The organism is Humibacillus sp. DSM 29435 (genome assembly GCF_001758225.1).
Lineage (GTDB): Bacteria > Actinomycetota > Actinomycetes > Actinomycetales > Dermatophilaceae > DSM-29435.
Genome location: NZ_MAST01000053.1, coordinates 187,863 through 214,143, shown reverse-complemented (window position 1 = coordinate 214,143; position 26,281 = coordinate 187,863). Strand labels below are relative to the sequence as shown.

The following is a 26,281-nucleotide window of genomic DNA, read 5'->3' as shown; positions in this document are numbered from 1 at the left end:
GCGGCTACTTGTTTCATTGACGGTAGGACCGGTGCCTGCGCAGGCTTCGGTTTAGGTGTCCGGGTTCGTCGCTCTCATCCGCGGCTGCCCACGATTTTTCGTGTGGCTCTCAACTGGACTGCGCCGCCCGGGCACCGCCGGGCAGGAGAGGCTCAAGAAGGGATTGCTCTGCTCTAAGTAGCGGTGCCCTCCACGCCCAACGACCACCACGGTTCCAGGCAATGGAGGACATCATGAGTGAGCAGGTTCAACAGGTGCAGCGGGTTGTGGTCGGGATGGACCCGCACAAACGCACGGTCACGGTCGAGGTGATGGCTGCTGATGAGACGGTGCTTGGCGGGGGGCGGTTCGACACCACCGTCGAGGGGTACATAGCGATGCTGGAGTACCTGACCGCCTGGCCTGACCGGGTCTGGGGCATCGAGGGCTGTGAGGGCATCGGCCGGCACATCGCCCACCGCCTCCTGGCCGACGGGCAGGACATCGTGGACGTCCCGGCGAAGCTCTCAGCCCGGGCCCGAGTCTTCGCGACCGGGCAGGGCCGCAAGACGGACGCGACCGACGCGCACTCCGTCGCGCTGGTCGCCACCCGCATGGCGGGGCTGCGCCCGGTCGTGTCCAACGACGAGCTCGAGGTGCTGCAGCTGCTGGTGGACCGGCGCCGCTCGATCGGTGAAGAACACACCCGCAAGGTCAGCCAGTTACACCGGATCCTGTTGGAAATGTTGCCCGGTGGCGCGAAGAAGCACCTCTCCGCCGCGCAGGCCCGGGCCATCCTGTCCAAGGTCCGCCCGCGGGATGCGGTCGGCAAGACCCGCAAACGGGTCGCGATGGAACTCGTGCTCGACCTCGAGCGGATCTACACCCGGAAGAAGGCCGCGGACAAGGAGCTCACGGCGTTGGTGGCTGCGACCGGTACCGGCCTGCTGGGCCTGCACGGCATCGGGCCCTCCGGCGCGGCGCGGTTGCTCGTCGAGGTCGGGGACCTGTCCCGGTTCCCGAACCGCAACCACTTCGCGTCCTGGACCGGGACCGCACCCATCGACGCGTCCTCCGGGGAACACGTGCGTCACCGCCTGTCCCGGAAAGGCAACCGGCAGATCAACCGGGTACTGCACATCATGGCCACCGTCCAGCTGCGCACCCCGACCGAGGGACGGGCCTACTACGACCGGAAGAAAGCCGGCGGGAAGACCTCGATGGAAGCGATGCGGTGCCTCAAACGGCGCCTGTCCGATGTCGTTTACCGCACGATGCTCGGCGACTACACCGCCGGCAAAATCATCAGCCCGGCAAGCCAGGTGACGGGTCCGAGAGGGCAACGGGGCAACGTCTCTAACTCCAGCGCGACCGGCTCCAAGCCCCACCCCGGCCCTTCGGACAAGCCACTTCCCGGACCCGCCAAGCCCCAGCCTACGACCCCACTTCGACGGGCCTCTTGACACAGAAGGGAGCCAGTTGCGGACGGTTCGGCGTGCGGTCATTCGCGGCGGTTAGACGTGGGTCCCCGAGAACTCTTGTCGCCGCGGCGTGCGAGGAGCCAGGTCAGGCTTCGAGGAGCAGCTCGAACTCGAGTTCGTGGTCGATTCGTACTCCGGTGGCGTCACGTACCGGGATCGTCGGCTTGAGCTTCCTCGACACATGAACGGCATGCCGGTGCAGGGCGCACAGATCCATGCCGAGGCGCTGGTAAAAGCCGATAGCGGCAAGGTTGTTGTTCGTGGTCACGAGCCAGACCCGCCGGCACCCCCTTGCTCGCGCCTCAGCGGCACAGCGCCCCATCAGCGCCCGCCCGATGCCCCGCCGCGGCTCCGTGGTGCCGATGGCGACGACCTCGTACGCACGGTCCTTGACGTCGACCAGGACCAGCCCGACGCGCCGACCACCCAGCGTGGCCAAGTAGCCCGGTAGCCCGGCAGCTTCAACGAGCTCCCCAAGCCTCGCCACGGACGTCGACGTCCACTCCAGCACCAGCGTCTCCGCCACCCAGTCGCGATCACCTTGAGCGATCTGCCTGACCAGCGGAATGGAGTCTGACGGCACGCAACCATCATCCACCCGCTCACGAGCGTGCGGCCATTGCCGCCGCCACCGCGCACCTGCCGGTGTCAGGCACGTCGAGAGACGGCGGAGAGACGCGACGGAAAACCGGCTCCGGGCAACGTCCGACCATCGGCATGACCGGTAAACCCGGACAGCTCCTGGCGCCGAGCGGTAGCACCGGCAGTCGTTACAGGTTGCGTGGAGGCGCAACCCCCTGAGTGCGTTCAAATCTCAGCGATACACGCCGAGGTGTCTGCGGGGGTGCGTCTGGAACCGAGCGACAAACGCGTTCGGATCTCACGGTCATAGCCATCGCGCACGCCGCGGTTACCGTCTGGGTCGAACGACCTGCTCACCCCGTCGACCTGATCACCAGGACGAGAGCAGGAGAGCGTGGGACGCGCTGCGGAGGTCATCTCCGTGGGCGGTCGCGCTCGTGTCTCGGCACGACAATGGCCTGTCGCTGGTGACCGGCGCCAGATAATCGAGGCGGCGCGGGGAGATCCTCTGAGGCGTCGTCTACCAACGGCAGGTAACGGCTGCGTAGATGATCTCTTAGATGGGGCAACGTGAACTGGACGAGGCCATGGCCGGCGGGTTCGATAAGTTCGGCTTCGATCAGGCGGCGGCGGTACTGGTTGGCGTTGTTGCCGTCCGTGCCGAGCCGGGTGGCGACATCGGAGATACGGCTGGGGCCCTCGTCGACGGCCATCGCTGTCACGAACGCGCGGTCAACGTCGGAGATGTCTTTCAGGGCTGCTTCGTGTACCAGTCGCCCCAGCCGGGCGACTGCTTTGTCGACACCCACGTGGGCGTCAGCCAGGCTGATCACGTCGTGCTCACGGTTGGAGTTCCAGGCGTGGTACCCGACCAACTGCACCAGGAAGGAGTACCCCTCGGCGAGCACCTCAAGTGCTTCGGGCGTGATGCGCCTGCCGGCTTGTTCAATCGGAATCTGAATCGCGTATCGCACATCGGGTAGTGGAACGTCCTTCATGGAAAAGCGTTCTGCACGACGGATGAACGTCATCCCTGGCACCGTCAGCAGGTCATCTACCGCAAGCGGTAGCCCCGCCGCTACGAGGGCAACTTGCCGGTCTTCTCGGAACGCGTGCTGCACCGCCTGGGTGATCCTCTCTAGATCCTGCCCTGCTCCAGGGTGGAGCTCATCCAAGGACAGCACCACGCCCAGACCCGGGCTCAAAGCGTCGGTGAGCTTCTCCAGGTAGAACCGAAACGAGGGCGTCACCGGGTAGTTCTCGGTGCGGGTCCGGGTCATCCCTCCCCCGATCCCGGGCAGGCTCACGTTCGCACCCGTGACGTGGTTCTCGATGGCGTCATCCGCGTACGCACCCAGCAGGGCCGGCAGCTGGGTGTCGCGGATCTCATCAGCGACGCCTCGACGCGCAGTCTGCGAGATCACCAGCCAGCCTCGCTGCCGCGCAGCATCCTCCAACGCGTTGAGCATGACCGTTTTACCTGACCCGCGAGGACCGGTCACCAGCATCGCCCGACCGGGCGCGCCAGGGCCGGCATCAAGGGCATCGGTAAAGACCTCGAGCTCCTCGGCGCGCCCGGCCAGCACCGGGGGCGAGGCCCCGAAGGAGGGCCTGAACGGGTTGGTAGACCTTCCCTCACATTCCTTTTATAGGTTTTTACATTCGCTACATTTCGAAGAGCAGATCGGATCGGTCCGCGTACCAGCCCTGTTTGCCGTTAATCGAGGACTTCCCCGGTGTGGGGGTCATAGGGCGGCTCGTCGCTGTCTGGTGACGGTGGGGTGTCTCCCTCGACGACCCGCAGTCGCGGGCCGGAGTCATCGGACGGGTCGGCGGGTCGTTGGAGGCCGGCTTCGTCGCGGGCGAACTGTTCTCGTCGGTGTGTGACGGCGTCTTCGGCGACGTGGCGGGAGAAGCGACCGCGGGCGGGCCATTCTTGGTGGCCGTCTTCGCAGTGGGTCTTGGTGCGGGCTCGCATGCGTTCGGTGAAAGCGGGTAGGGCGTAGCGGTGCCATTCCTCGAGGTGGTCACTGGTCAGGCTGAGACCGGCCCGGTGTCGTTGGTCGGTTAGGACGGCGATCTCGTGGACCAGGTGCGGGTGCTCGGGCCAGCAGGCGGGGATGGCCATGGAGACGTCCCAGACGTATTCGATGTTGTGCCAGGTAACGGCGGCTTCGAGCCAGACCCATAACTCGTGACGCAGGAGGGGATGGCGGACACTGGAGGGCTCCCACGGTCTGGGTAGCATCCGCAGGTTGCCGAGAGCCTGCTGTTGCTCCTTGGTTCCGTTCAGGGCGAGGTCAAGCTCGCGGTAGCACTGGAGCAGTCCGCGGCCCGGTTCGGGGAAGGGGCGCAGCATCGGGGCTGGGCGCAGCTGCTTCGCGCCGGGGTTGCCGCTCATGATTGCAGCTCGTGCGGCTGGGCTCGGTCAGTGTCGGAAAGGCCGTGCCGGCGCGCTTCGGCGAGGGCGGCGATGGCGCGATCTTCCGGGCTGATGGTCAGGCGGTGGTTCGCGACCAGCTTCGCGCGGGTGTCAGCTTGTTGAGCGAGGAGTTCTCGCCCGGCAGGGCCTTTGATGCAGCGACGGAGCTTGGCGATGATGGGTTTTCCGTTCTCGGCCACGACCAGGGCCCGGCCCTCCTGCAGTTGCCTCACCTCGGCGCCGGTGAGGATGGGAATGTCCTCGCCGACGACGTTGCGCCCGGCCATCTGCCCGGACTGCCAGGTGGTTCGGGAGATGCGGACCGGGCCCAGCAGGTCGCTGATCTCCTGGTTGAAGGCGACGTCTTTGCTGCCGCCGAACAGGATGAGGTTGTTCGTCAGGCCCAGCAGGGTGCGGGCTTCTTGCTCGCCGAAAATGGCTGTGAGCTGGGGGCGGGTCTGCGCGGCCCAGATGAACGAGAGACCTAACGCCCGCTCGTTGGCCATCCGGGTGCGCAGCGTCGGTAGTGGTGCGGTGGAGGGAAGCTCGTCCAGGCAGGCGAGCAGGGGCGGGCAGAGCCGGCCCCACGGTGAGCTGTTCGCGGCGGCGAGAGCAGTGTCCAGGACGTGTTCGGCAACGGCAGTCATCAACGGGGACGCGCTGGCGTAAGGGTCTTCACGGCCCAGGAGGTAGATGGTGCCGCCGCGGCGGATGAGTTCGGCGATGTCGGTTCCGGGGTGTCCGAGTCGGGGGACGCAGCGGCGACGGATGGGTTCTTGGAAGAACAAGGACATGGCCTGCTGCACGGTGGTGACGGTGTTGCCGGCCGTGCGGTCATCACCGTTAAGGGCGCCGTTGAGCAACCCGTGCCAGAAGGGTGCGGCGTGGGGGTGTTCGCGCAGAACCTCGGTGGGGTCGGTCGCGCTGAGGGGGTTGGCCACCCAGCGCAGCACGTCCTGCAGGGTGCGCCCGGTCAATGCGGCAGCGTGGAAGAACGTCATGAGCACCTTGGCGGCCTCGGCGGCGTAGAACCGGGCGGAGTCATCACCGTGGCCGCCGGCCACGGCCCCTTTGACGGTGCCGGCGGTGAACGCCTTGGCCCGTCGTTCGGCGACCATCGGGTCGACGCACCCCTCGATCGGGTCCCACACCAGTTCGGGTAGGCCTTGTGCCAGGCCGAACGGGTCGAGCACGACGCAGGGCCGGTCGTTGGCGGACCGGGCGGTGAAGCTGAGCAGCAGGTCGTCGAGCTTGGTCAGGGTCACCAGCGCAGCACCGGGGGCCGCTAGCAGGGCGGGGATGAGCAGGTCGAGGGTTTTCCCGCTGCCCTGCGGGCCGATGACGCCGGCGGTGCGGTCCCACGGCACGAATAGTGGGCCGCTCCTCGGCTGCCAGGCGGTGCCGAGGGGCCAGCCGACCTGGTGGGGTTGGAACTTTGGCGGCATCTTCATGCGCGGTTCTTTCCGTAGAGGTCAGGCCGGATGACCGATGCGGAGCGGCGCAGCCGGCGCCGGCCGAGGAGGTTCTCGACCTCGGCGCGGGTCGCCATGCCACGCATGCGGCCCGGGCCCCACCGAAGCAAGCTGATCGTTCCGGCCCAGAGCATCAGCGCCAGGGAGATCGCCTCGGTGAGGGCGATCCAAACCTGGGTCGCCCTGGGTGCAGCGACGAGGTCGGGCTGGGGGGTCAGACCGGCTGCCGCATCGCCACCGAGCACGCCGGGCAGGCTGGTGATCAGTTTGTCGCTGGCTGGCCAGGTGATCCCGGCCCCGGCGAGCATGTTCGCGACGGTGCGCCCGGCGTGCACTCCGAGCACGAGCAGTAGTAGAACGGCTAACGTTACGGCACAAGGGATCTCCCAGGTGAGTGGATAGGGGTTGGTGCGGCGTGACTGTTGCATGGTGCCTCCTCTTCCACCTAAGCCGTGGTGGTTCATCGGGCGGTCAGTCACGCCTTGGTGAATAACTCTTGAGCCGTCACCGGGTGGCTTGCTGGCTGATAGGCAGGCCGCTCGATCCCGGGGTAGTCGCGGGGTCTACCGGTTCGGGCGCCCTTGTTGCAGTTGGGGCGGCGCGGTTGCCGTGTCGAGGCGCGGACGGTGGCGCCGGTGGTGTTCTTGCTGGTGGCGCCAGAGCCAGGCGTGCGGGTCCTGGCCGCCGTTGGTGCCATCGAGAGTGGGTTGCTCCCAACCTCGTTGCCGCACCACCGAGTGCCAGTGGTAGCTGGGCTGAGCCGGGTCCTCACCCGGGCGCGGGGCCGGCAGGTCGTCTGGCTCCTCGACGTTCACCTCCTGGGCACGACGACGCTCGAGACGGTCTACGGCCTCGCGTTGGTCGACGTCTTGTTGCTGTTGGGCTCGACGCGCGTGTAAGCTCTCCTCGCGGCTGACCCGGTCGTTCGGATCGGCGGTCATGAGGTGGTGGTGGGCTGGTCGGACATGTTCCCGACTCGCCAGATCTCGAAGATGTGCGCCCGGCCCTGTTCACCTTCGTAGCTGAAGTGTCCGACCCCGTCGCGGGTGGAGCGGGCTTCGATGGTGCTCTTACTGGCCGGGTCCCAGACCATGACAACGTGTCCGATCCGGGCAGGTCCGAGGTAGGAGTCCCAGAAGATGAGGTCCCCGGGTCGTTCCTGTCCGGGCTGGACGCGGGACCCGTTGCCTTTGGCGAGCCAGTCCCGTTGCGCGCCGGCGGTTCGTGGCATGGTGATCTTCACTCGGGCATAGGCGTTCTGAACCAGCGATGAGCAGTCCCAGGCGTTCGGTCCGTTGGCGCCCATCACGTAGGCGTCACCGGTTTGTTGACCGGCCCAGGTCAACACCGTCTGCAGGCGGTCGTTCGTCAGTGGAGGAAGCGCCGGGTCTCCTTCGCCGGTGGTTCCGCAGTCGGTGGGGTCGCCCAGTACGGTCCCGCCACCGTAGGCCCGCGCGTAGAACAGCACGTCGTTGACGTACCAGGTGGCGTGGTTGTAGGCCAGGATCGCGGTGGTCACGCCGGTGGGGCCGCTAGCGACGCCGGACTTGGTCAGGTAGTTCGCGGCCGAGAAGATGCTGTCGGCGTCGTTGTGGATGTCGGCGCGGCCGTCTCCGTCACCGTCGAGGCCCATGGTGGCCCAGGTGGCCGGCATGAACTGCATCAGCCCTTGGGCGCCGGCACTGGAGGTGGCGTTGTTCCTGCCGTGGCCGGTCTCCTCCATCCCGATACCGGCGAGCAGGGTCCAGGGCAGCTTGTAGGTGTTCGCGGCCGCGACGTAGAGCCGTTTGATGTCTTCCAGGATGGGCAGGGCCGGTGCGGTCATAGAGTTTTGTCGGGGGGTTCCTGGCCCGGGCAGGGGGAACCCGATCCCGCCTTCAGCGACCCCGACGGGCAGGCTGGGCGGGGGCGCCGCGGGGTTCGTTGTCGGGTCGGTGGTGACGCTGGGTGCGACAGCGCCCCCGGTCAGGGGTGCCCCGTGTTGCGCCATGAAGTCGACTGGGTCAACGGGCTTACCGTTGATGTGGATGCGCAGGTGCAGGTGTGTGCCGGTAGAAGCGCCGGTGGTGCCTTCGACACCGACCTTCTGCCCGATTGGGAGAACCTGCCCGGTGGAGACGCTCACGGAGGATAGGTGGGCGTAGCGGCTGACGATCCCGCCGGCGTGTTCGACATCGACGGCGTTGCCCCACCCGTCGGTGGTGGGCCCGGCGAAGGCGACCCGGCCAGCGGCGATCGCCACTACGGGTCCGGGGCCGGGTTGGGAGACCAGGTCGACCCCGTCGTGCAGGACCCACTTGTGGTACACGGGGTGGTAACGCTCGCCGAACCCGGAGGTCTTGACGTAGGCCTGCTGGAACGGTGGCCGCCAGTCCCCGGTGGGCGGGATCTGCCCCGCACACGAGATGGTGCGCAGCTCCTCGCCGATAGCGGGGGTCGCGGCGGCGGCGATCATGACGGCCACCCCGAGCGGCAACGCGAACAGGATCAGTAGGACGGCCAGGATCTTCTTCACGACGGTGGCCGGTTCACGCGGCGCTGGCGATGTTCTCGTTGGTGTAGGTCAGGGCCTTCTCCACCGGGGTGAGCACGGTCTGGACCTTGTACAACTGGTCACCGACGCACCACAGTGCTCGACCTTTGCCTTGCATGGCCCACCGCGTGACCTGGTCGCGCGCCAGTGCCCCGAGCCCGAGCATGCTCTCCAGCTCTTGGGCGACGCCGAGGTCTTGCCCGTGCAGGATCTTGATGTCGGCCAGGTGCAGCAGGTCTTTGGCGATCGCGACGGCCTGGGAGCCGCTGTCCCCGGCGGAGAGCAGGTCTGAGGGTTTGTGGGCGATCGCGAACTGGATGTCGCCGTCGCGGCGGCTCAGGCGTAGGTCCGCGTCGAAGCTCTTGACCGCTTCGGTACCCAGGCGCAGCTGCTTCCAGGACTCGTCACGCACCACCACCCGCAGATCTCCCGGGGCGGCCATCTCGCGCATCCCGCGGCCCCAGGAGTTCAGGCAGGTCAAGGCAATCCCGACGGCCTCATCGCCCAGCGGTTCGAGCCGGGACAGGCTCAGGGACTGGATGGGCGCGCCCCAGTCGACCTCGATGGTGGTGTGGTCATCGAACAGCCCCGCCAGGGCGCCGTCGACCAGCTGGCCCAGAGCGTCGCGCAACAGCCTCGTGCCGTCGAGGAAGTGTCGTTCGTCGGCGTAGCGGCATTGCTCGACCAGCTGCGCGGACGGGGTGTTCAACAGGTGCCACAGAGCGGGGATGGTGGTCTCGCGCAGGTGGGACTGGCCGTGGCTGTACCCGGTCAGGTGCTGTAGGGCGGCCTTGACGACAACCTCGTCGCTAGGCCCGAACGGCACCTTCAGGTCCCCGATCCGTTGGGAGCCGACGAGCCCGCGCACCAGGGTCAGCCACCGGGCGAAGACGATCGCGGCGCGGCCCTGAGCCTGCTCCGCGCTGAGGGCCTCCCAACCGGTCATCAGCGGCCCGAAAGCCAGCGGGTTGATTCTGGTAGCCAGTCCGTGGCCGATGACGAACGGCTGCACGCCGAGGAACCGGCACAACGCCTCATACTCGTCTTTCGGGTCGCCCAGGATGAGGGTGCGGTACCCGAAGTCCATCATCCGTAGGCAGAACGCCTTGGTGGTGGCGCTCTTGCCGCGTCCGGGTTTGCCGAAGCTGAAGATGTTGGGGTTCGTGACGGGCACGGCGTCGTCCAGGACCCACCCGATGGGGTCGGCGTGGAAGGCTCCCCCGGAGAGCATGTCCGGGCCCATCTGAGCACCGGTCGGAGGCAGGCCGGGGGTGGAGATGAACGGCCACAGCACCGGGGCCTGGTCGCTGGTCATCCGCCACGTCGAGACTGGCGCCGTCGCCGGCGCCCAGCCGCGACCGGGCCGGCGGGCCCCTCGTCGGGGGGCGTGTCGGAACAGTCGGGCCGCCTTGGGCACCTGGATCGGGGCGGGCACCGTGGGCAGCTCGTGACCGAAGTCGGACAGCAGCTGGGACATGTCCCGGCCACCGGACCCGGAGCGAACCCCCTTCATCTCAGTGGGCCTTTCTGGTGAGGCTGATACCCAGCGGCACGGTGGACGCGGCGAAGGCCACGTCCTGGGCCAGGTCCAGTCGCAGCGGCGCGAAACCGGCCCGGCGGACCGAGGCGTCGAGGCGCCGGCCGTACTCGGCGACGCGGGCCGTCTTGGGCGCGCTCACCGTACACACGGCATACGGACGGGTCAGGGCGTTACCCCTGGCCAGCTTGGCGTCGAGACGTCGGACCTTGTCGGACTCGTCACGGGACTTGGAACGCTGCTTGACCTTGGCCCGGTTACGCATCTCGTCACCGATGTCGGCGGCCCACTCGCTCGTGGCGCTCTGCCGCTGCGCGGCGGACTGGGACAGGATCGGGTAGGCCACCATGATGCTGCGCCGTTCGCCGGTGCCGGTCGGGGCGAGGACCGGTGCCAGTGCCCCCATGACGGCCCCCTTGACGGGCAACTTGATCGTCGAGGAGATCGAGTTCCAGGCGTCGTGGCTGTAGTGCCGGGCGGCGGGGTCGGCCCCGGACGGTCCGGCCATGGCCCACGGCACGTCGGCGTTGACCTCGGGGTCGGTGTTGGCCGCCGTGAGAGCGTCGATGATGCCGGCGCGGTCTCCTGGGGCGAACCCGGTGCGGCACGCCAGGGCCAGTTGCGGGCTGGTCAGCCAGTTCACGCTGGTCATGCCCATCCCGCCACGGAGCTGCGCCTCGAGCTCGCTCGCTGCGCCCAGCAGCACCCGGGCGCGGCCATCGACGCCGCCACCAGCCTCTTTGGCCGGCTTGGCCAGCCGGGCCTCCGGGGCCACCAGGGTCACGAAGGCTTCGGTTCGTACGCTGGCGGTGGTGAGCATGTTCTGCAGGTCGTCGTTGACCTGACGGGCTACTTGCGGCCCGTCGCCTTTGCGGTGCCGGCTGATGTACTGGTCTCGCTCGGCGCCGTCCTCTGGGACGGTGCGCACCACGAAGATGACCTCGTCGATCAGTTCGGTGCGTTCGGCCAGATCCAGCAGCTCGCTGAGCCCGGCGCCTTGCCGTGCCCGTTCGTGGGCCTCTTTCAGACCGATCCCGGGGTGGACCATCGCTGCGGTGACCGCCCAGGTCTTGGCCCGGTGGTCCTGGATGATCGCCGTGCGGGTGAATGTGACACCGAACGGGGGCCCGTCGTGGATGGCGACTCCTTGCAGGATCCCCGGTAGATCGGGCTCTTGAAGCACCTCGGCCGCGCCGCGGGCGGCCAGCGGCCGGAACCGAGTCCACCCGGCCAGCCCGCCCACGGCGAAGGTCAGGCAGGCGCTGAGCCACCCGATCGCCGAGCGTCCCCGTACCGGGGTCACGGTGAGCAGGACGATGAACACCCACAGGACCGCAAAGAGGCCCGCGGCCGCCCATGACCCGTGCTGTATTGACCCCGCGATCGGGAGGAACGCCAGCGCGGTGATGCCCAGCTGCCAACCGGACAGGCCGAAGAACCACCCGATCCGCGCCCGGGAGTAGTCCGAGTAGAGCACTGCCATGTCGAGCTCCTTTCCTAGACCGGGACGGCCGACGCGGCGCCGGCTCCCGCCGCGCCACCGCCGGCGGCTCCTGCGCCGCCGGCTCCACCAGGGCCGCCGTTGGGCCCGCCGCCTCCCCCGGCCGAGCTGGGGTCACCGCCGCCCGTCGGGATGGGCGTGGTTTTCGGGCTGTGTGAGGCGCCGGCGCTTCCCGCCCCGCCCGTGCCGATCGCGGGGCTAGCACCCCCACCGGAGTTACCGCCGCTCCCGGATGAGTCGGAGTTGTCGGCCCCGTTGATCGCCGGGTTGTCGTCCTCACGGCTCGGGTTCTTGCTGTTCTTGTCGCGCTTGTTCGAGGAGAAGTCCGGGACGTAGTTGTTGTGCCCTACTCCCATCTGGTTGGTCAGGTCCGCGCCGATCACGGCGCCTCGGGTGCCGAGGGACTGCATGACGCCCAGGCCGGCCACGAACGCTCCGGCGGCCCCCGCCGCGAACCCACCACCTGCCCCCTTAGCGGCGCCGCCGCCGCCACTTCCGCTCCCGCCAGCAGCACTGGGGTTGCCGCCCTGGGCGCCTTGCCCGAAGCGGGTGCTGGTGGTGTCCTCCCCGGCGGTCTCGCCCTGGGAGCGGCCGTGCTCGTCGGTGGTGGAGGCTGCGGAGGAGGTGCTGTCACCGGCGCCTCCCTTGCCGCGCAGCAGGCCACTGAGGCCGCCCTGGGACTGCATCCCAGCGCGCATGGCCGCCCCGGAGGTCGTGCCCGGGTCGGTGAAGGCCAGCAGCTTGAACAGCGCGAGTGGGCTGAAGCAGCCGATGCAGATGAGAATGACGCCGGGGACGGCAGTTCCGATGGACTTCTCGACACTGTTGGTCAGGCCGGTGGCCACGCCCGAGGTCAGCTGCACCCCGATTCCGAGGACGAGGATCATCAGCACCGGGGTGAGGGCGGCGGCGTGGAACCAGCGGAAGCTCTTCCAGAACCAGCTCTTGCCGACGTTGGAGGCTAGGCCGGCCGCTGAGATGGGGGTGGTGGCCGAGAGCACCATCATGGCGCCGGCGCGGGTGAGCATCACCAGGAGGTGCCCGACTGCGGCGAAGACCATGAAGATGCCCATGACGCCCAGGACCGTGGCCACGGTGCCGTCGACGATGTCTTGGGTGGAGACGCGGGGGCCGAAGGCGCTGAACTGCGCCCAGTTGTCGATATGCAGCAGGGATTCCATCAACGATTTGGTCAGGCCACCGCAGGCGGCGATGACGGCTACGCCGTAGCCGACCCAGGCGACCCACACCATCAGGAACTGTGCGGTCCCGACGAGGATCTGGGCCACGGACCGGCCGTCGCGGCGGAACGCGGCGATGCCGACCTGGGCCAGGGTGAGGATCACCATCAGAGAGATCGCCACCCAGAAGGTGACCTGGTATAGCGCCCGGGCGGGTCCGGTCTCGCTCAGGTCTGGGGTGGTGTACGCGTCCACGATCGTCAGGACGAGCTTGAGCAGCCACAGGCCTGCGTTCCAGAACCCAAGCATCGCGGCGGTCCAGGCATCGGCGACGACTTTCCCGGCCGCGGACGCGAGGTAGTCGAAAGGGTTGCCCATCAGTCGGTGCCTTCTCCTGGCCCGGTCCAGGTTCGCCACCCGGCGGCGATCGCCAGGTCAGTCCCGGGCCAGGTCGAGGGCGCCGTAGCGGGGCTGGACCCGGGGGCGATCATCCACCGGCCGCCATCGGCGCCGCTGGCCCACTGCATCCGTTCGCAGTACCCGTAAGCCATGCGCGAGTCAGTCTTGATAACCGCGCGCACATCGAGCAGGACGCAGGCCAGGACCCAGTCGGGACCGTCGGTGCCTTTGACCTGGCCGGCCACCGGAACGGTGGTCACGCTCACGGTGGGGTCTTTGGTCTGGCCCTGCCGGGCGGTCGCGAGGAACGCTTGCACGTTGCCGGTCAGTGGCCAGTGCTCGATGTTTGTGGCGCCGGGCAAAGTCCACTGCTGGTGGACCTGGTTGGTCTGTGGGATTGACATGCCTTGAAGGACGGTGGCCTCGATCGCCGCGAGCTGGCCGACCGCCCCGGCAGGGGTGTGGGTGAAACCGGTCGGGACCTGAGCGGGGCCGGTGCGGGTCGCCGGGGGAACCTGCACGAACGGGCCGGGGGTCGCCGCGGGCGTGCCCTGGCGCGAATCTTCCGGGGTAGCCGCCAGCATGGGCGCCGCCGCGAGCTGGTCCCGGTGTGCCTGGCCTAGGGCGGCTGCGACCTTGTCCGCGGGGTCGACCGTCACGAGCGGGGCTAGGCTCCCCGCGTTCTGACCGATAGGACCGTTGGCGGGTTCGGCCTGGCCGGTTGACCGCAGCGCGTAGTGGGCCGCGAACCCGAGACCGACCGCGAACGCTAGGGCCGCGAGGAGCCCTGCGGTCAGGATGGTTATCAGGCGCACCCGGCCCCAGCCGCTGGAGTCAGTGTCGGTGTTGGTGCTCGCGGTGCGTCCCATCAGACGGCAGGTGCTGGGGTAGGGAGTGTGCAGCCGGAGCCGGTCATGCTTGTCACGATGCCGGGCAGCACGAGGTAGCAGATGATGGCCACGAAGACGACGACGATACCGACGATGCCGGCCTTGCTGGCGTGCGGCATTCCGAAGATGCGGCCGGCCACAATGGCGCCGATCGAGACGATGATGCCGAGGCCGAACAGAATGACAACCCCCCACAGCACGTAGCCCATGATCTGGTCTGTGTACTGCTGGGCTCCTGGGGGGGCGACGGGGCACACCGCTGGCAGTGCGGTCAGGTAGCTGGCGGTCGTGGTGCGGTTCATCGGGGTCGTTGTCCCTTCGTGACGGTTGTTGACTCGGTGAGCCGGAGCAGCTGAGCTCCGGTAGCGAGCAGCCGCGGGTGCAGGAGGTGGTGGGGGTTCAGGCCTCGAACGGCTAGGTTCGGGTCCTCGGGTAGCTCAACGAGGCGCCCGGCCCGGTCCAGGGAGCGGGTCAGTGCGCCCATGGTGGGGCTCACTTCGCGGTGCCATTTCTTGCGGGAGGGGCCACGGACGGCGGCGACGGTCTGTGCGCCGTCCAGGATCGACAGGACCCCTTCGAGTCGCCGCATCCCGGGGATGGTGGCCGTGGTGACCACGACCAGCCACGGGGCGAGCAGGACGTGGTCTCTGACCCATGAGTTGGTGGCCAGGACGTGACCGATCTCCCAGCCGATGTCCAACACTGTCAGCTCGACTGGGCGAGACGGTGAGGCTGGAGGTGGAACCTTGGCGACGCCGTCCATCGCGGCGGCGCCTCGCTCGATCAGCACGCGGTCCCGGCTGCCTTGGACCCACCCGTCGCTGGTGATGCCCAGCTCGGCGTCGGTGGCGGCCGGAAGCCCCGACGCGGTGGCGGTGGCGCATTCGACCAGCCGTGAGGCCCCCGACGTGGTGGCCGCGATGGCCAGGGCAGTCGTGGTCGCTCCCGCACCGCCGAGGCACCCGATGACGGGAAGGACCCGCTCGTGCGGTTCCCATGAGATTGCGCCTTCGATTCGCGAACGATGGGAGTCGGGTTTCGCCGCGAAAGTTGAGGCCTCTTTCGGCGCGTCGGTGCGAAACTGGCCGTTCTGGATGGCGTGCCACGCGCGCTTGAGCTCGTCGACGGCGACCACGGGCCGGGGGGTGAGCTGGGTGTTCACCGATGCTGCCCGCCCAACGACTCGCGCCGGGCGCTCAGCACGGCCCGGAGGGTGTCGGTGTCGAGCTGGGACAGGGCGAGCTTGGCCTGCTTGACCTGGCGCAGCCGGTTCAAGCAGGCATCGAGTTCGGCCAGCGTGGCCTCTTCGGCCCCGGCTGTTCGCACCAATGCATCGAGCTGTTCCCGATCGGTCACTGTCATCACCTCGAGCCCGAAAGCCACCCGGGTGGCCCTGACGGTCACCATCAGGCGGAGATCTTCGCGGCGGCGCAGGCTTCGCGAAGTGACTCGATCGAGCGGCGGGTTCGCCGACGGATCGTGATGGCCGAGACCCCGACCCGCTGCCCGACCTCGTGGGAGACAGCGTTGGACAACAGCCCCGCGTGGCCACGGCCCGAGCGGGCCGGGGCGTGGCGGTCCGCTACTACTGCCACCTGCAGCAGCAGGTCCCGGTCGGCGTCGTCGATGACCTGCAGGGCGCAGGCCGCGGTGAGTAGCTCGGCCAGCTCGTCGCCGGTGGGTGCCACGTCCTCGGTCGCGATCTCCTGCCACAGTCGTTCGCTGGGGTCGACCGGGACACTTCTGCTCCAGGTTCGGTCGGCGCAGACCCCTACCCCGAGATCTCGCATCACGCTCTTGCGGGTGTTCATCAGGATGTTCGCCGCCACCCGGTGGCCTCGCTGCCAGGGGAAGGTGCGGGCCTCGACCCACAGCTGGGCCGCGAGCAGCTGGTCGATCCTCGGGGTCAGCGTGGCCAGGCGGGCGGCCAGCAGGCTGGCTCCCGGCAGCAGAAGCCAGGCCAGTGCCCCGGTGGCGGCGACGTCGTCGCGGCCCTCAGGAGAGGACAGCTCGGCCAGGGCGAGCAGGACCGCGTCGGCGCGGTGAGGCTCGGCCGCGCGCAGCCAACCGGGTAGCCCGAGCAGATCCTGCACCTCGCGCAGCGCTGGGTGGTCGCGCTGCCAAAGAGGCCACCGGGCCCGCGCCAGGGCCAGTACGTCGTTCTCCGGATCGTTGAGACCCAGGTGGGTTGCGACACTCATCTCGAGTTCCTTCCGCCGTGTGGACACGGCATGAAGGTCTCGCCTGGTTCTCCCCGGCTTCGTCCCCAACGCGGCTATTCACAGCGGGGGGACGTCGGGGGGCGGGAAACGATGGTGGGGGGTACAACCCGCTGACCTGGGTAAACGGGTTCGTACCCCAACATGTCAAAGTTTTCGGGATGTCCATCCCGACCATCGCTACACCCACCAGCTGACGATCAATTGTGACCGAACCCGGCGGCGGCAGAGAGCTACCGATTGTGCGAAAGAAGTGACCGTGCCTCGCACTACGTGGCGCAGGGATCGCCGTTCCGATCTGCGGTTGTGACCGGGTGTCGTCGTCCCGACTCGGGGCGGGACAACTCGTGTCGTACGCGGGGTCATCGTCGCGGACGAGGATGCCTTTGGCGACGAGTCGCTTCCACCTGTGGTCAAGGAGGTTCGAGGCGATCCTTATCGAAACACGGTGAGCAGCTCACGGAAGTGGCGGCGGTGCCCCTGACGATGTGTTGCCCAGCACGAGCATCGACCAGTAGTCGCCGCGGGCCTGGACGGCGGTCTGGATGGCACATCTGAAGCGGGGCCGCACGGGGTGATCCTTCGCGGTTGACGACACCTCCTCGTAGTACTTGCGTAGGGCAATCACCATCCTCGAGGAGTTCCCATGGCGACCCGCGCTGACCTCAACATCTCCCTCGACGGCGTCTCCACGCCCACGGATCCGACACCCGAGAAGCCGAAGGGCGCCGACTGGGAGCGTCTGACTGCGGCCTACGCCGCGACCCGCACCTTTCGCGAGCGGGTGCTGGGCGAACCAGCGGTGCGGGGACCACGGGCCTAGACGACGCGTACGCCGCGGCCCACTTCGAGGGGGTCGGTGCCGAGATCATGGGGGCAGAGATGTTTGGCCTGCATTCCTTCCCCGATGACGCTAGCTGGACGGGTTAGTGGGGCGAGGAACCGCCGTTCCGGGCGCCCGTGTTCGTGCTGACCCACGCCCCTCGTCCAACGGTGACGATGGCCAACGGCACCTCGTTCGAGTTCCTCTCGGTGACTCCAGCCGTGGCACTCGAGCGTGCCCGGGGGGCTGCGGGCGGTCAGGACGTGCGCATCGGCGGCGGAACGGGGGTCGTACGTGACTTCCTGCGTGCCGGCCTCGTGGACCACCTCCACGTCAGCATCACGCCGATCGTGCTGGGGCGCGGCGCTTGGCTGTGGGACGGCCTGAGGATGGTCGACAGCGACTTCACCGTCACGAGCGAGACGGCCGAGAGCGGCACCATCCACGTGACCTACCGGCGCTGACCCCCGACCATTGCCGATGGCCTCGCCTCGTGGGTCTGGGCGCCCTCTTGTGAGATGCAGGACGACGCCTGTTCGCGGCGGGGTGACACAGACCTGGACGCCCCATTCGCGGCGAAGTGACGCACTATCCGCGGCCCCTCGGAGACTTCCGGTAGGGTGCGAATCAGATGAACACCGATACGACTATCGATATTTAGCGCTCTGCGTGGACGACCTCTACAAGGCTGTCAGCGATCTCGTCGATAGTAGAGACAGCGGTATTCAGCGCTAGCAGGCCGGCAAGCAGGGGGGAATGACGCTGAACCTCGTCCTTGGAAATGTGGTGCCAGATGGGGAGAACAAGATTCTCCCCTGAGTCCATCTTCTTTCCAAAGAGTGCGTCCAACTCGGCTTGCGTCCACTGCTTCGCGAAGAAGTTGGGCGAGACTATGACGACACCAAAACGGCAGCCAGCGATCCCGGCTTCGATCTCCTGCCTGATGCTTTGGCCAACCTTGATTTTCAGCTCGTCAAACCACACGGTGACTCCGCGTGCTTCGAGGGACTCCCTGAGCGGACGGGCGATCTCGTCCTTATCCTCGCTTGCGTGAGAGAGGAACACGTCGGTGATAGAGGAGTTCCTAACCGGCTCGCTGCCAGAGAGAGCGGAAGTTCGTTCGCCGAAAGAGCTGGCAAGCTGGCGTGGCGCGAACTGCTCGGAGGACTTCTGAGCGGTGCGGCGCAAGTCTGTGAGAGCCTTGGTTTGAGCGTTAGATCGATCCTGCTCGTACTTCTGCTGGGCCTTGGACACCTTGACCTCGGCCTCAGCCAACTTCTTCTCTAGTTCAGCTCGCTTACTCTCCGCTGTGTTGGCTTCCTTCGTGGCACGCTCTGCCTCGGACAACTTGCTCCGGATGGTGGACGCGCTCTTGCTCTTGCCCGCAGCAGCTTGAGCCTCGGTTGCCTTTTTCCGCTTGGTGGCGACGACGGTCGAGGAGCGGGCGATGTCAGTTCGGATCCGGTTCGCCGCTTCACGCAGGCGACGAAGGTCGCTCGCGCTGCTCATCGAGTAACTTCCAAGGCGAACGCTTGTAATCCCATCATCGCTTGATCGTATTCGGCCCCACCGACATTCACGGACAACATCTCGATCGGTCTCGAGGCCACGAGCATGATGCGCGCCCACTCCGACTCGTTGGCGCGCGTCGTGTCGACCCATGGTCGCTCGTTGGCAGACCCGCCTCTTAGGCACTCGGCATGGGGTGAAACGCGCGCCGATAGGCGGCGATGTGACGCGCCTCGGTCGCTGGATCTGTCCCGTGTGGCCTCGAATCCAGGAAAGTCTGGCGACGTCTACTCGGGGTCGTCACCGTTCTCAGTGTGATCGTCGCTCACATTCTCCCCGTGCGCTTCTTTTGCTTCGTGCTCGTCCTGCGGCAACCCCGTGCCTGCAAGCAGCGCGGTCAAGTCAGCCTCGGCGGTCGGGTGGCGGTATCCCAAGATGCGCAGTGCCGCGCGCGCGAGCGTCTCTAAGTCGGAGTCGGGCTTTGCGTCGAGCATCATCTCTGTGAAGTTGGCCGTGATCTCCGACCGCTCGTCACCCACGCCAGTCGCTACCGTGACAGATGGGAGATGGAACGAGTCGTCAGCGGTCCGGATGAACGCCTCAACACGCTGTTTCATGTCCTGCGTCGACTCTTGAGCCCCGTACTGGCTCCTGGTCTGGAGGCCACGAAGGTCCACCGCCGTCACCGTGTACGCCTCCAGGCTGGGCAACAAATCGCCCCAGCGAGCGGGTGTCAGGTCGCGATTCGCAATCTTCATCTTCTGGGCCTTGTTGGCGAACGTGAGCCGCCAGTCGCCGATCTCCGCTGCGAGGAGGTTTCCCTTCGCGGACCATCGGGGTGTGCGATCGAAGTCCTCGACTCCGATCGCGTCCGACCTCAAACTCATCAGCACACGCTTGGCACGCCAAAGCCCGCTTGCGGCTGAGGCGAGCGGCGTCAGATCGAGGTCGGCGAATTGGCTCCACATCTGCTCGATGTCGGTGAGATTGATCAACCGAGCGACAGCTGTCCAGAAATCACGATCGCGAGTGACACCTTGCAAGCTCAGCAGGTACGGCACGAGCTCACGGATCTCGGTCTCGCTGAGCTGCCCTGATAGCAAAAGTGCCTCGACACTTGGCTCGTCCGCGAGCGCCTGCTCAACGATGCCGAACACGCGGTTGATGCGGAGCACAGCATCCTCAGTGAAGACCGACGAGACGGTCTCGGAGAACGCGGCTAACTCCCGTTGCTCGATCTGACGGTCTCGAGGCAGAACGAGGTTCTCGACGTCGGACTCGACTATGGCGCCCTTCGCATTGCGTACGATGCTGGCCCTTACGAGCCCTAATACGGGGTCGGGGCGCTGCGTTGTCGGGGTCAGGTCGTCAAGTGCCGGCACCGTGGTCACCAGTACCCGGCTCCCGCGGTGCTCATTAGCCTGGGCACGGACCTGCCGGGTCTCCTCTTCGGGCTCGGCGGACGCGAGCGACAGGTAGAACGCCGGCAGGTCGTTGCGATTGAAGTTGTCCAGGTCGCCGGATGCTCGACTCGACCGCAATGAGTGCCGCAGGAATATGGGGCGATCGAACGCCTGCCGCCCTTTACCCCACTGCATCACGAGATCGGGCACGTAAGAGTGGTTGAAGTAGCCGGTAATCTCGGCAGTCGCCGTCGGATCCAAGTTTCGCATCTCCTGCGCCACGACCTGATGGACTCGATGGCCGGCCTCCCGAGCGTCGGTCGTGTCCAGCGCGGCCGAGATCCGCTCCGTGAACGTGCTCATGCCCGATACCCTTCCTTCCGCAGGTGATGCAACGCCAAGCCCGCCTCGTCCTTGCTCAGGCGTATATCCACCTGTCGCTGACCCACCACCAAGACGCCGATCCGCTGAGCGACGATTGCCAACAAGTCATCATCAATCTCGGCCCCGTCGAGGAGGCCGAGGTGGTCTTCCACGCATTCCCGCAGGTGCTTGACGGTCAACAGTTCGCTCCACTTCGTCTGGGAAAAGGGGTGATACGTCACCCACAGGAACTCCCGCTCGGCGTCCTCGCCTATCGAGTCGGTCATGTGCACCGTGTTCGCGTACGCAACAGCCAAGAACTCCCTGTAACCCTCCGCCTGACCACCGACAGTGGTGTACTTCTTGCACTCGACGCTCACCGGGCGCGGGCGGTCTCCGGGCCTCCCTACCGTGTTTCCTTCAAGATCGAGCGCCTTCTTGGTGCCGTCTGGACATGGTCGTGTGCACATGGGCTCGCTGTCCCAGACCGTGTAGGTGAACGCGAATCTCATCGTGGCCTCCAGCCACTCCTTGATTTCGTGAAGCCCCTCATACCCGAGCCGTTGTGCAGTTTCCTTCGCCACTCAACCCGCCTCCTGGCAGGTGACTCTAGTGGCGGCGCGTCCTCAAGGCGCGCATACCGGCACAGAATCGCGGCAGAGCTGCGGCGCGGAGACTGAGGGGGGCGCAGCCATTCGCGGTCCAACCCATTCTGGGCGTGGCCCACTCTGGGCGGTAGGCAGCACGTTCGAGACACGCCCTATCTGGGCGGAAAGACGCATCTCATCGGCCGCCTAGGGGGACGGCCAGACGGCTACCGGAAATTTCATGATGCATACGGGGACAGCCGGGTCCTCGTGGCGGGGTGCGGTCGGTTCTGACCAGGACTTAAGGCCGGAGGGTAAGGGTGCTGGTAGGAAGCTGCGCCCACCTGCGGTTTGTCCAACACCTCAGCCAGTCAGCTGGCCTGACGTGTGCCCTTGGCATCAGTCCAATTCTTGCCGGCGATGATCTGCTGGGTCCGCTCACTGAGCTCGGTAGGCGCGTCGTCGTCATCGGAGCGGTTGTACACCTCGTCCCGCAGGAGTCTCTGAGCCTCGCCGGTGTGGCCCTCGGCGTTGGCTATGGCGGCTAGGTCCAGGCGGGGGATCTCCTCATCGGGGGCCGCCAGGGCGGCGGTCTCGGCGGCTAGACGGGCGCGCCGCAGGTCGCCGGTTTGCAGGCTGTAGGTGGTCACCAGGTGGGCGACGTCGACGATGGCGCAGATCATGTGGTGGTCGAGCCGGTCGCCGTCGGCTAGCCAGGACCAACCTCCCGGACGTAAACGGTCGAAGGGGCGGCCTTGGACGAGGCGCAGGGCGGAATCGAGGTCGTCGATGCCGTGCGCGCCTTGAGCCTCCCCTCGGGCCCGTAGCCGACGGAACAGGTCGACATCCTTGAGGAGGTCGAGGATCTCGTAGACGGCGACCCCTCGGTTGCGTGCTGCGGGCGCTTTGCGCGCGTCGGGCAGGTGGTCGTCCCCGGTGCGCGGGTTGGTCCCGAGCCAGCTGCGCACGATGTTCGCGTAGTCGCGGGCTTTGCCGGGGCTGATACCGAAGGCTTCGGCGAGCTCTTCGGGGGTGGCGCCGTGAGCTCTTGTGCTGAGGAAGGCCAGTACCTCAGTGAAGTACGGCTTCCTTTTCGTCACGGGGGTCCCGCGGGTGATGGCCCCGACCGGTCCGAGGAGGCTTAACCGAGGTAGAGGACAGTCACTGGCCCACCAGGCGGCCACATCGTTATCGAGTTCCGGGTCGGCATGCAGTACCGCCGCACTGACCTGCGCCGTGATCTTGGGTGCCAGGGCCTGCAGGTCCTGGCGGGTCGTGGCGCCCGAGTGGACGTACTCCTCGTCCTGCGCCTCGAGCACGGTGGTGGTGAGCCCCTCCTCCTGGCCAGTATTGCTGTCTCGGGGGATGGTGTGTTCTGGCCGGAGCGCGCCGGCCTCGTTGGCCCAGGCCCGCCATCCGTCGGCGTCTTCGTCGCTGGGGATCTCGATGTCGTGCAGGTCATCGCTCTGGGTCAGCAAGGCGGCGCACCCTTGAGCCTCGTCGCTGGTCAGGCCGACCGCGACGAGATCAAGTCCGGAGGCGGGCATCGTGACCCGGCCATTGCTACTGACGTGGAGCGTGATCCCGAGTTCGTTGGTGCTTTCGCCGCGGACGACGATGCTGGTGCCGGTGAGCCCCGGGTGGGTGTGCACCAGCTCGAGGAGGCGGCTCAGTGAATGGGTTTGCTTGGTGGCAGCGTCGAGGATGATCAGGCGAGCCGGCCAGGTGTCCGCACCGGCCTGCGTGGCGCGGGCGTTCGTCACGTCTATGCCGGCGTCCTGGGCCCGGTCGATCATTGCGACGGCGGCGGCCAGGACTTCGGCTGCCGCGTCGCCGTCGTCGTGGACGCGGACCCGGTCGGGGTTCATGGCAGCGACTTCGGTAGCGACTCCGACCAGCTCGGCCCGGACGCCGTGAGACCAGGGGTTGCAGGCGATCTCAGCTACGAGGTACCGGGCGAAGTCGCGACTGTAGTCGAGGTCCCCGGTGATGTTCAGGGTGAGGTCTTCAACGTTGAGGAGCCAGGTGTCTCCTGCTGTCCCGTGACCGATGGTTACCAGCAGCGGGTAGGGCGCCGGCTGGTCGGGCACCAACGGCCCGATCTGTTCGACCGTGTCGGTTGTGGTGTAAACGACCCAGTGCATCGCGTCGGCGCTGCCGTTCCAGGGCTGGGGCAGGGTCATCGGGTTGGACAGGTGCAGGGTCAGGGTGTGGCGGGTGAGCTGAACGGCGGCCACTTCGGGCATGACCAGCTGGCACCCGGTGCGGGCTGCGGCCAGTCTGCACAGGACCTGGTCTAGGCGTTCCACGTCGGGGATGGCCGCGGATCCGATGACGGTGATGGTCTTTTCTACCGGCGCCAGCCGCGGCTGCGGAGTGGCGATGGTTCGCCCAGGCCGACGCGCCCGGAACTGCGCCCGGCGACGACGGCGAAGCACAAGCATCATCGACCCGGCCAGGAAGCCGCCCCCACCGGTCAGACCGGTAAGGACCCATGGGGCCGCAAAGATGGTCTTGGGGGCGGTAGCGGTTTCACTGGTCGTCGCTCTGGGCGTCTCGGCGGGGGGCGTGAGGCTTTTCCCGGCCGGGGCAGTGGGTGCGGATGGCGCGGTCTTCGGAGCTGTGGCGGCGCTCACCCGACCATCGGTGATCCGCCACCACTCGCCCGCACCGACCCGACCAGAGGCGGGGGCCTGGTTCGGGGGGGCGACCTTGGTAGGGGCGCCCACCGCGCCTGCGCGCGCGCGGGGGGCAGCTTCATTTGGGTGTGGTGGCGGGTTCTGCTTTGGTGGTTTCGGGTGGACGTGTGCGGCCTGGTGCGGCGCGGGTGTTCCCGCGCTAGCGGTGGTGGCTGGCTGCGGGATGTTGAGGGCCCAACCGACGTAGATCAGGTTGGGGTCGCGCAGGTGCGCTCCGTCGGGTTGGGTGATGCCGCGTGAGGCGTTGAAGATCTCCGGGTACCTGCCGGCGTTGCCGAGCTCCTCGAGCGCGATCTGCGACAGGGTGTCGCCCTTCTCGACGGTTAGCCGGTGTGCCAGGGTCACGGTAGGGGCGGCGGCCTGGGCCGTCGGGATCTTCAGCACGGTCCCGGTCCGCAGGAAGCCGGGGTTGCGCCCGAGGACGTCGGCGTTGGCGTCTGCGATCTGTGGGAACTGGCGACCATCGCCGAGGTACCGCTCGGCGATGGACCAGAGGGACTCCCCGTGGCGCACGGTGTGGCGCACCAGGGTTTGTGGGGCGGTCGGCGCGGCGGTGGCCTGGGCGGTGCCCCGCTTGGCGTCGGCGGCTGGTCGGAGCGTGGAGGGTTTGACGTTGTGGTTGGCGGCCGATGGCGTGCGGGCTTGGGCCGGGCCGTTGGGGGCCGAGGTTCGGGCCGTGGTGAGGGCAGTGGTGGCGGCCGTGGTGAGGGTGGGGGCGTGGGGGATGGTCGCGTTCGCGTCAGGTGCTGCGGTGGGGATGGCGACGAAAAGTAGCAATGCGGTCGAGACCAGCCCGCGTGCGGTGTTCTGGGGCAGGTGGAAGCCGGGCAGGTGCGGGGCTGTGACCCCGCGTAGCCGGGAGGCGACCTCGAGCACGATCGCCACGGTGAGGTAAGCCCAGGCCGCCCACCCGATCACGGTGAGGATGGTCAAGACCAGGGTGCCGTCATCGCGGCCGAATAGGTCGTCTCGGACCTGGTCGAGGCTGGGAACGGAGTGGGGTAGCTGCCCGGCGGCCAGGAGGGCGAGCGGGAGGCCGACGACGATACCGAGCAGGGTCAGGGCGGCCGCCAGTCCGGCCAACCGCTGGGTAAGCCTCACTGTTCTACCCCCCCGACGGAGCGGGTGATGCGGGAGTCGGCTTCGCCGTGGACGGTGAAGCCGGTGATGCCGATGATGCTCAAGAACTTTGTCTGGTAGCTGTCGGTGGTGTCCACCCGCACCGTTTGCCCGTTGATGATGGTCGCGGACCCGGTCAGGCCTGACCCGGCGAGGTAGGTTTGGGCGGCTTGTTGCGCGGCGTAGGGGTCAGCGAAGGCTCCGTCGCCGCGTACCGCGATGGGCCCTTGCAGCTGCTGGCCTGCGGCGCGGGCGGCTTGCCGGGCGACGTCGCGGGCGTGTTGTTGGGCGTAGACCTGACCGCTGAGGTCGACGGCCAGTCCGACCAGCACGATCATGACCAGGCCTGAGGTGGCGAGCCAGAGGCTGACTGAGCCTCGTTCTCGCTCTCCACGGGTCAGGCGCCGCAGCTGGGTTTCCATTCGCGTGCTCACCGTTCTCGGTAGCTGTCGATGGCTGAGCCCATCGTGGCGCTGAGCGTCCTGGTCCCCGGGAGCCCCGGCAAGGCCAGGTCAGCGAGGTTGATCTGGCAGGTGACCGTGGCCGTGACCTGCGCCGGGGTTCCAGCCGGCGCGGCGAACCCGGTGGTGTCAACTGACACCTCCCGGCTCACGCAGGCCACCCCTTGGTTCGACAAGGAGGTGGCCGCGGCCGCGGCCGCGTCGGAGCTCGCTTGTTCCTGGGTTCGGGCGATGGACGCGGTCCGGGCGGCCTCGTTGGCGGCGGACTCGACGGCCTGGTTCGCGATGGCGATCCGGCCGGCGAAGAAGATCAACCCGACGAACAGCATGAAGGCTGGCACGCCGATGACGGTTTCGATGACGGCTGAGCCGCGGTCCCGCTCCCCGCGCAGGATGTTCATCGGGTGATCCTCTCGACGGGGACGGCTGCGGACTGGTTGATCGCCAGAGCCCAGCCTGGGATGACGCTCATGGCCGTGCCGCGCACGGTCACGGTGGCCGTGGTGGCGCTGCGTTGGCTGCTGACGGACGCGGACCGGATGACCCCGTCACCGCCGGCGTCAGCAACGAACCCAGTAGCGGCGGCGGCGCCCTCGCTACCGGTTCCGCCCTCACTGCCAGCGACGCGAGCCCCTTCCTGCGCTGCGGCGATCGCGACGGTGCGCGCGTGGTAGTACAACGCTCCTTGCATGCCCAGGAACATGACCGTGAACAGCAGCGGCAGCATGGTCACCATCTGGATCGATACCGACCCGCGATCACGCCCCCCTGCCACCAAACGGTGGCTGGGCGAAGCGGTGGGCCGGGGCGCTCTCATGCGCCGGTGCCACCGAGTTTGCTGCTCTGGCTGCGAACATAGGTGGTGACCGCCCCGACGACGATGGCGACGATGCCGATCACGGCGACGGCCCAGAGGACCTGTTCGATCGTCACCGACCCGCGGTCTCGGTCGCCTTTGATCAGGTGGACCTTGTCCTGGACGGTGTCGGTGAGCCGGACCCCGAGCGTGTGCAAGGTAGCTGCCAACTGGATCATTGTTCTTCCCCTTCGGTGGTGGCCATGCTGTGGTGTGTGGGTCCCACGGCGGTGAGTGGGCCGTGGGCGTGGTTGGGCGCCGTACG

26 protein-coding genes are annotated in these 26,281 nt (G+C 67.5%); 3 read left to right on the top strand and 23 right to left on the bottom strand.

The annotated features are described in order from the left end of the window. The first annotated feature begins 233 nt into the window (after positions 1-233). On the top strand, positions 234-1,442 hold the full coding sequence (locus BA895_RS22115) for an IS110 family transposase (RefSeq protein ID WP_070194064.1): 1,209 nt from the start codon (positions 234-236) through the stop codon (positions 1,440-1,442). A 103-nt stretch (positions 1,443-1,545) separates the two neighbouring features. On the opposite strand, the gene BA895_RS22110 is transcribed toward BA895_RS22115, so the two are convergent. From BA895_RS22110 to BA895_RS22040, 15 genes are all read right to left on the bottom strand, one after another. Further along, a complete protein-coding gene (locus tag BA895_RS22110; protein ID WP_175442415.1) occupies positions 1,546-2,043 on the bottom strand; it encodes a GNAT family N-acetyltransferase in 498 nt (165 codons plus the stop codon). 412 nt (positions 2,044-2,455) lie between these two features. Continuing rightward, on the bottom strand, positions 2,456-3,628 hold the full coding sequence (locus tag BA895_RS22105) for an AAA family ATPase (RefSeq protein WP_070194026.1): 1,173 nt from the start codon (positions 3,626-3,628) through the stop codon (positions 2,456-2,458). A 131-nt stretch (positions 3,629-3,759) separates the two neighbouring features. Continuing rightward, entirely contained in the window at positions 3,760-4,443 is a 684-nt protein-coding gene (locus tag BA895_RS22100; RefSeq protein WP_070194025.1) for a hypothetical protein, read from the bottom strand. Beyond that, positions 4,440-5,915: a TraM recognition domain-containing protein gene (locus tag BA895_RS22095; RefSeq protein ID WP_070194024.1), complete on the bottom strand. Its 1,476-nt coding sequence runs from the start codon at positions 5,913-5,915 to the stop codon at positions 4,440-4,442. Before BA895_RS22095 ends, BA895_RS22100 begins: the two co-directional genes overlap by 4 nt. Then, complete coding sequence (locus BA895_RS22090) at positions 5,912-6,364, bottom strand: hypothetical protein (protein ID WP_070194023.1); 453 nt, start codon at positions 6,362-6,364, stop codon at positions 5,912-5,914. Before BA895_RS22090 ends, BA895_RS22095 begins: the two co-directional genes overlap by 4 nt. Positions 6,365-6,499: 135 nt before the next feature. Further along, positions 6,500-6,877 carry a hypothetical protein gene (locus BA895_RS23775; protein WP_139142833.1) on the bottom strand — a complete coding sequence of 126 codons (378 nt, stop codon included), beginning with the start codon at positions 6,875-6,877 and terminating at the stop codon, positions 6,500-6,502. Further along, positions 6,874-8,451 carry a peptidoglycan DD-metalloendopeptidase family protein gene (locus BA895_RS22080; protein WP_070194021.1) on the bottom strand — a complete coding sequence of 526 codons (1,578 nt, stop codon included), beginning with the start codon at positions 8,449-8,451 and terminating at the stop codon, positions 6,874-6,876. The genes BA895_RS23775 and BA895_RS22080 overlap by 4 nt, the downstream gene beginning before the upstream one ends. A 13-nt stretch (positions 8,452-8,464) precedes the next feature. Beyond that, a complete protein-coding gene (locus tag BA895_RS22075) occupies positions 8,465-9,946 on the bottom strand; it encodes an ATP-binding protein (protein ID WP_254666608.1) in 1,482 nt (493 codons plus the stop codon). A gap of 37 nt (positions 9,947-9,983) precedes the next feature. Continuing rightward, positions 9,984-11,489: an SCO6880 family protein gene (locus BA895_RS22070; RefSeq protein WP_070194019.1), complete on the bottom strand. Its 1,506-nt coding sequence runs from the start codon at positions 11,487-11,489 to the stop codon at positions 9,984-9,986. 14 nt (positions 11,490-11,503) lie between these two features. After that, the gene (locus BA895_RS24675) at positions 11,504-13,066 is read right to left on the bottom strand and encodes a hypothetical protein (protein WP_070194018.1); all 1,563 of its coding nucleotides are present in this window, start codon (positions 13,064-13,066) and stop codon (positions 11,504-11,506) included. Then, on the bottom strand, positions 13,066-13,956 hold the full coding sequence (locus BA895_RS22060) for a hypothetical protein (RefSeq protein ID WP_070194017.1): 891 nt from the start codon (positions 13,954-13,956) through the stop codon (positions 13,066-13,068). Before BA895_RS22060 ends, BA895_RS24675 begins: the two co-directional genes overlap by 1 nt. Further along, positions 13,956-14,279, bottom strand: a complete 324-nt coding sequence (locus BA895_RS22055; RefSeq protein ID WP_070194016.1) for a hypothetical protein — start codon at positions 14,277-14,279, stop codon at positions 13,956-13,958. The genes BA895_RS22060 and BA895_RS22055 overlap by 1 nt, the downstream gene beginning before the upstream one ends. Further along, the gene (locus BA895_RS22050) at positions 14,276-15,139 is read right to left on the bottom strand and encodes a hypothetical protein (protein WP_070194015.1); all 864 of its coding nucleotides are present in this window, start codon (positions 15,137-15,139) and stop codon (positions 14,276-14,278) included. Before BA895_RS22050 ends, BA895_RS22055 begins: the two co-directional genes overlap by 4 nt. Beyond that, a complete protein-coding gene (locus BA895_RS22045; protein ID WP_139142832.1) occupies positions 15,136-15,333 on the bottom strand; it encodes a hypothetical protein in 198 nt (65 codons plus the stop codon). The genes BA895_RS22050 and BA895_RS22045 overlap by 4 nt, the downstream gene beginning before the upstream one ends. 50 nt (positions 15,334-15,383) lie before the next feature. Next, positions 15,384-16,178, bottom strand: a complete 795-nt coding sequence (locus BA895_RS22040) for a hypothetical protein (RefSeq protein ID WP_070194013.1) — start codon at positions 16,176-16,178, stop codon at positions 15,384-15,386. A gap of 664 nt (positions 16,179-16,842) precedes the next feature. On the opposite strand from BA895_RS22040, the gene BA895_RS24670 reads away from it, so the two are divergent. Together BA895_RS24670 and BA895_RS24665 are read left to right on the top strand one after the other, a co-directional pair. Next, the gene (locus BA895_RS24670; RefSeq protein ID WP_254666607.1) at positions 16,843-17,019 is read left to right on the top strand and encodes a hypothetical protein; all 177 of its coding nucleotides are present in this window, start codon (positions 16,843-16,845) and stop codon (positions 17,017-17,019) included. A 176-nt stretch (positions 17,020-17,195) separates the two neighbouring features. Next, positions 17,196-17,483, top strand: a complete 288-nt coding sequence (locus BA895_RS24665) for a dihydrofolate reductase family protein (RefSeq protein ID WP_254666612.1) — start codon at positions 17,196-17,198, stop codon at positions 17,481-17,483. A gap of 193 nt (positions 17,484-17,676) precedes the next feature. Here BA895_RS24665 and BA895_RS22030 read toward each other — a convergent pair whose 3' ends face one another. From BA895_RS22030 to BA895_RS21995, 8 genes are all read right to left on the bottom strand, one after another. Further along, entirely contained in the window at positions 17,677-18,528 is an 852-nt protein-coding gene (locus tag BA895_RS22030) for a toll/interleukin-1 receptor domain-containing protein (RefSeq protein ID WP_070194012.1), read from the bottom strand. Positions 18,529-18,815: 287 nt separating this feature from the next. Beyond that, positions 18,816-20,294: a hypothetical protein gene (locus tag BA895_RS22025; RefSeq protein WP_070194011.1), complete on the bottom strand. Its 1,479-nt coding sequence runs from the start codon at positions 20,292-20,294 to the stop codon at positions 18,816-18,818. Continuing rightward, positions 20,291-20,878, bottom strand: coding sequence for a hypothetical protein (locus BA895_RS22020; RefSeq protein ID WP_070194010.1), 588 nt, complete (start codon positions 20,876-20,878; stop codon positions 20,291-20,293). Before BA895_RS22020 ends, BA895_RS22025 begins: the two co-directional genes overlap by 4 nt. A 374-nt stretch (positions 20,879-21,252) precedes the next feature. After that, on the bottom strand, positions 21,253-24,681 hold the full coding sequence (locus BA895_RS22015; RefSeq protein ID WP_083283663.1) for a LysM peptidoglycan-binding domain-containing protein: 3,429 nt from the start codon (positions 24,679-24,681) through the stop codon (positions 21,253-21,255). Continuing rightward, on the bottom strand, positions 24,678-25,121 hold the full coding sequence (locus tag BA895_RS22010) for a pilus assembly protein TadG-related protein (RefSeq protein WP_070194008.1): 444 nt from the start codon (positions 25,119-25,121) through the stop codon (positions 24,678-24,680). The genes BA895_RS22015 and BA895_RS22010 overlap by 4 nt, the downstream gene beginning before the upstream one ends. Positions 25,122-25,129: 8 nt before the next feature. Then, complete coding sequence (locus BA895_RS22005) at positions 25,130-25,561, bottom strand: TadE/TadG family type IV pilus assembly protein (protein WP_070194007.1); 432 nt, start codon at positions 25,559-25,561, stop codon at positions 25,130-25,132. Beyond that, complete coding sequence (locus tag BA895_RS22000) at positions 25,558-25,977, bottom strand: TadE/TadG family type IV pilus assembly protein (RefSeq protein ID WP_083283662.1); 420 nt, start codon at positions 25,975-25,977, stop codon at positions 25,558-25,560. The genes BA895_RS22005 and BA895_RS22000 overlap by 4 nt, the downstream gene beginning before the upstream one ends. Further along, positions 25,974-26,195: a hypothetical protein gene (locus BA895_RS21995; protein ID WP_070194005.1), complete on the bottom strand. Its 222-nt coding sequence runs from the start codon at positions 26,193-26,195 to the stop codon at positions 25,974-25,976. Before BA895_RS21995 ends, BA895_RS22000 begins: the two co-directional genes overlap by 4 nt. Positions 26,196-26,281 lie beyond the last annotated feature (86 nt).

Bases quoted from the DNA above. Each gene is read 5' to 3' on its own strand.
- BA895_RS22115 (WP_070194064.1), top strand. From the start codon at position 234: ATGAGTGAGCAGGTTCAACAGGTGCAGCGGGTTGTGGTCGGGATGGAC.
- BA895_RS22100 (WP_070194025.1), bottom strand. From the start codon at position 4,443: ATGAGCGGCAACCCCGGCGCGAAGCAGCTGCGCCCAGCCCCGATGCTG.
- BA895_RS22095 (WP_070194024.1), bottom strand. From the start codon at position 5,915: ATGAAGATGCCGCCAAAGTTCCAACCCCACCAGGTCGGCTGGCCCCTC.
- BA895_RS22090 (WP_070194023.1), bottom strand. From the start codon at position 6,364: ATGCAACAGTCACGCCGCACCAACCCCTATCCACTCACCTGGGAGATC.
- BA895_RS23775 (WP_139142833.1), bottom strand. From the start codon at position 6,877: ATGACCGCCGATCCGAACGACCGGGTCAGCCGCGAGGAGAGCTTACAC.
- BA895_RS22075 (WP_254666608.1), bottom strand. From the start codon at position 9,946: ATGTCCCAGCTGCTGTCCGACTTCGGTCACGAGCTGCCCACGGTGCCC.
- BA895_RS22070 (WP_070194019.1), bottom strand. From the start codon at position 11,489: ATGGCAGTGCTCTACTCGGACTACTCCCGGGCGCGGATCGGGTGGTTC.
- BA895_RS24675 (WP_070194018.1), bottom strand. From the start codon at position 13,066: ATGGGCAACCCTTTCGACTACCTCGCGTCCGCGGCCGGGAAAGTCGTC.
- BA895_RS22060 (WP_070194017.1), bottom strand. From the start codon at position 13,956: ATGGGACGCACCGCGAGCACCAACACCGACACTGACTCCAGCGGCTGG.
- BA895_RS22055 (WP_070194016.1), bottom strand. From the start codon at position 14,279: ATGAACCGCACCACGACCGCCAGCTACCTGACCGCACTGCCAGCGGTG.
- BA895_RS22040 (WP_070194013.1), bottom strand. From the start codon at position 16,178: ATGAGTGTCGCAACCCACCTGGGTCTCAACGATCCGGAGAACGACGTA.
- BA895_RS24670 (WP_254666607.1), top strand. From the start codon at position 16,843: ATGGCGACCCGCGCTGACCTCAACATCTCCCTCGACGGCGTCTCCACG.
- BA895_RS24665 (WP_254666612.1), top strand. From the start codon at position 17,196: ATGGCCAACGGCACCTCGTTCGAGTTCCTCTCGGTGACTCCAGCCGTG.
- BA895_RS22030 (WP_070194012.1), bottom strand. From the start codon at position 18,528: ATGAGCAGCGCGAGCGACCTTCGTCGCCTGCGTGAAGCGGCGAACCGG.
- BA895_RS22025 (WP_070194011.1), bottom strand. From the start codon at position 20,294: ATGAGCACGTTCACGGAGCGGATCTCGGCCGCGCTGGACACGACCGAC.
- BA895_RS22010 (WP_070194008.1), bottom strand. From the start codon at position 25,121: ATGGAAACCCAGCTGCGGCGCCTGACCCGTGGAGAGCGAGAACGAGGC.
- BA895_RS22005 (WP_070194007.1), bottom strand. From the start codon at position 25,561: ATGAACATCCTGCGCGGGGAGCGGGACCGCGGCTCAGCCGTCATCGAA.
- BA895_RS22000 (WP_083283662.1), bottom strand. From the start codon at position 25,977: ATGAGAGCGCCCCGGCCCACCGCTTCGCCCAGCCACCGTTTGGTGGCA.
- BA895_RS21995 (WP_070194005.1), bottom strand. From the start codon at position 26,195: ATGATCCAGTTGGCAGCTACCTTGCACACGCTCGGGGTCCGGCTCACC.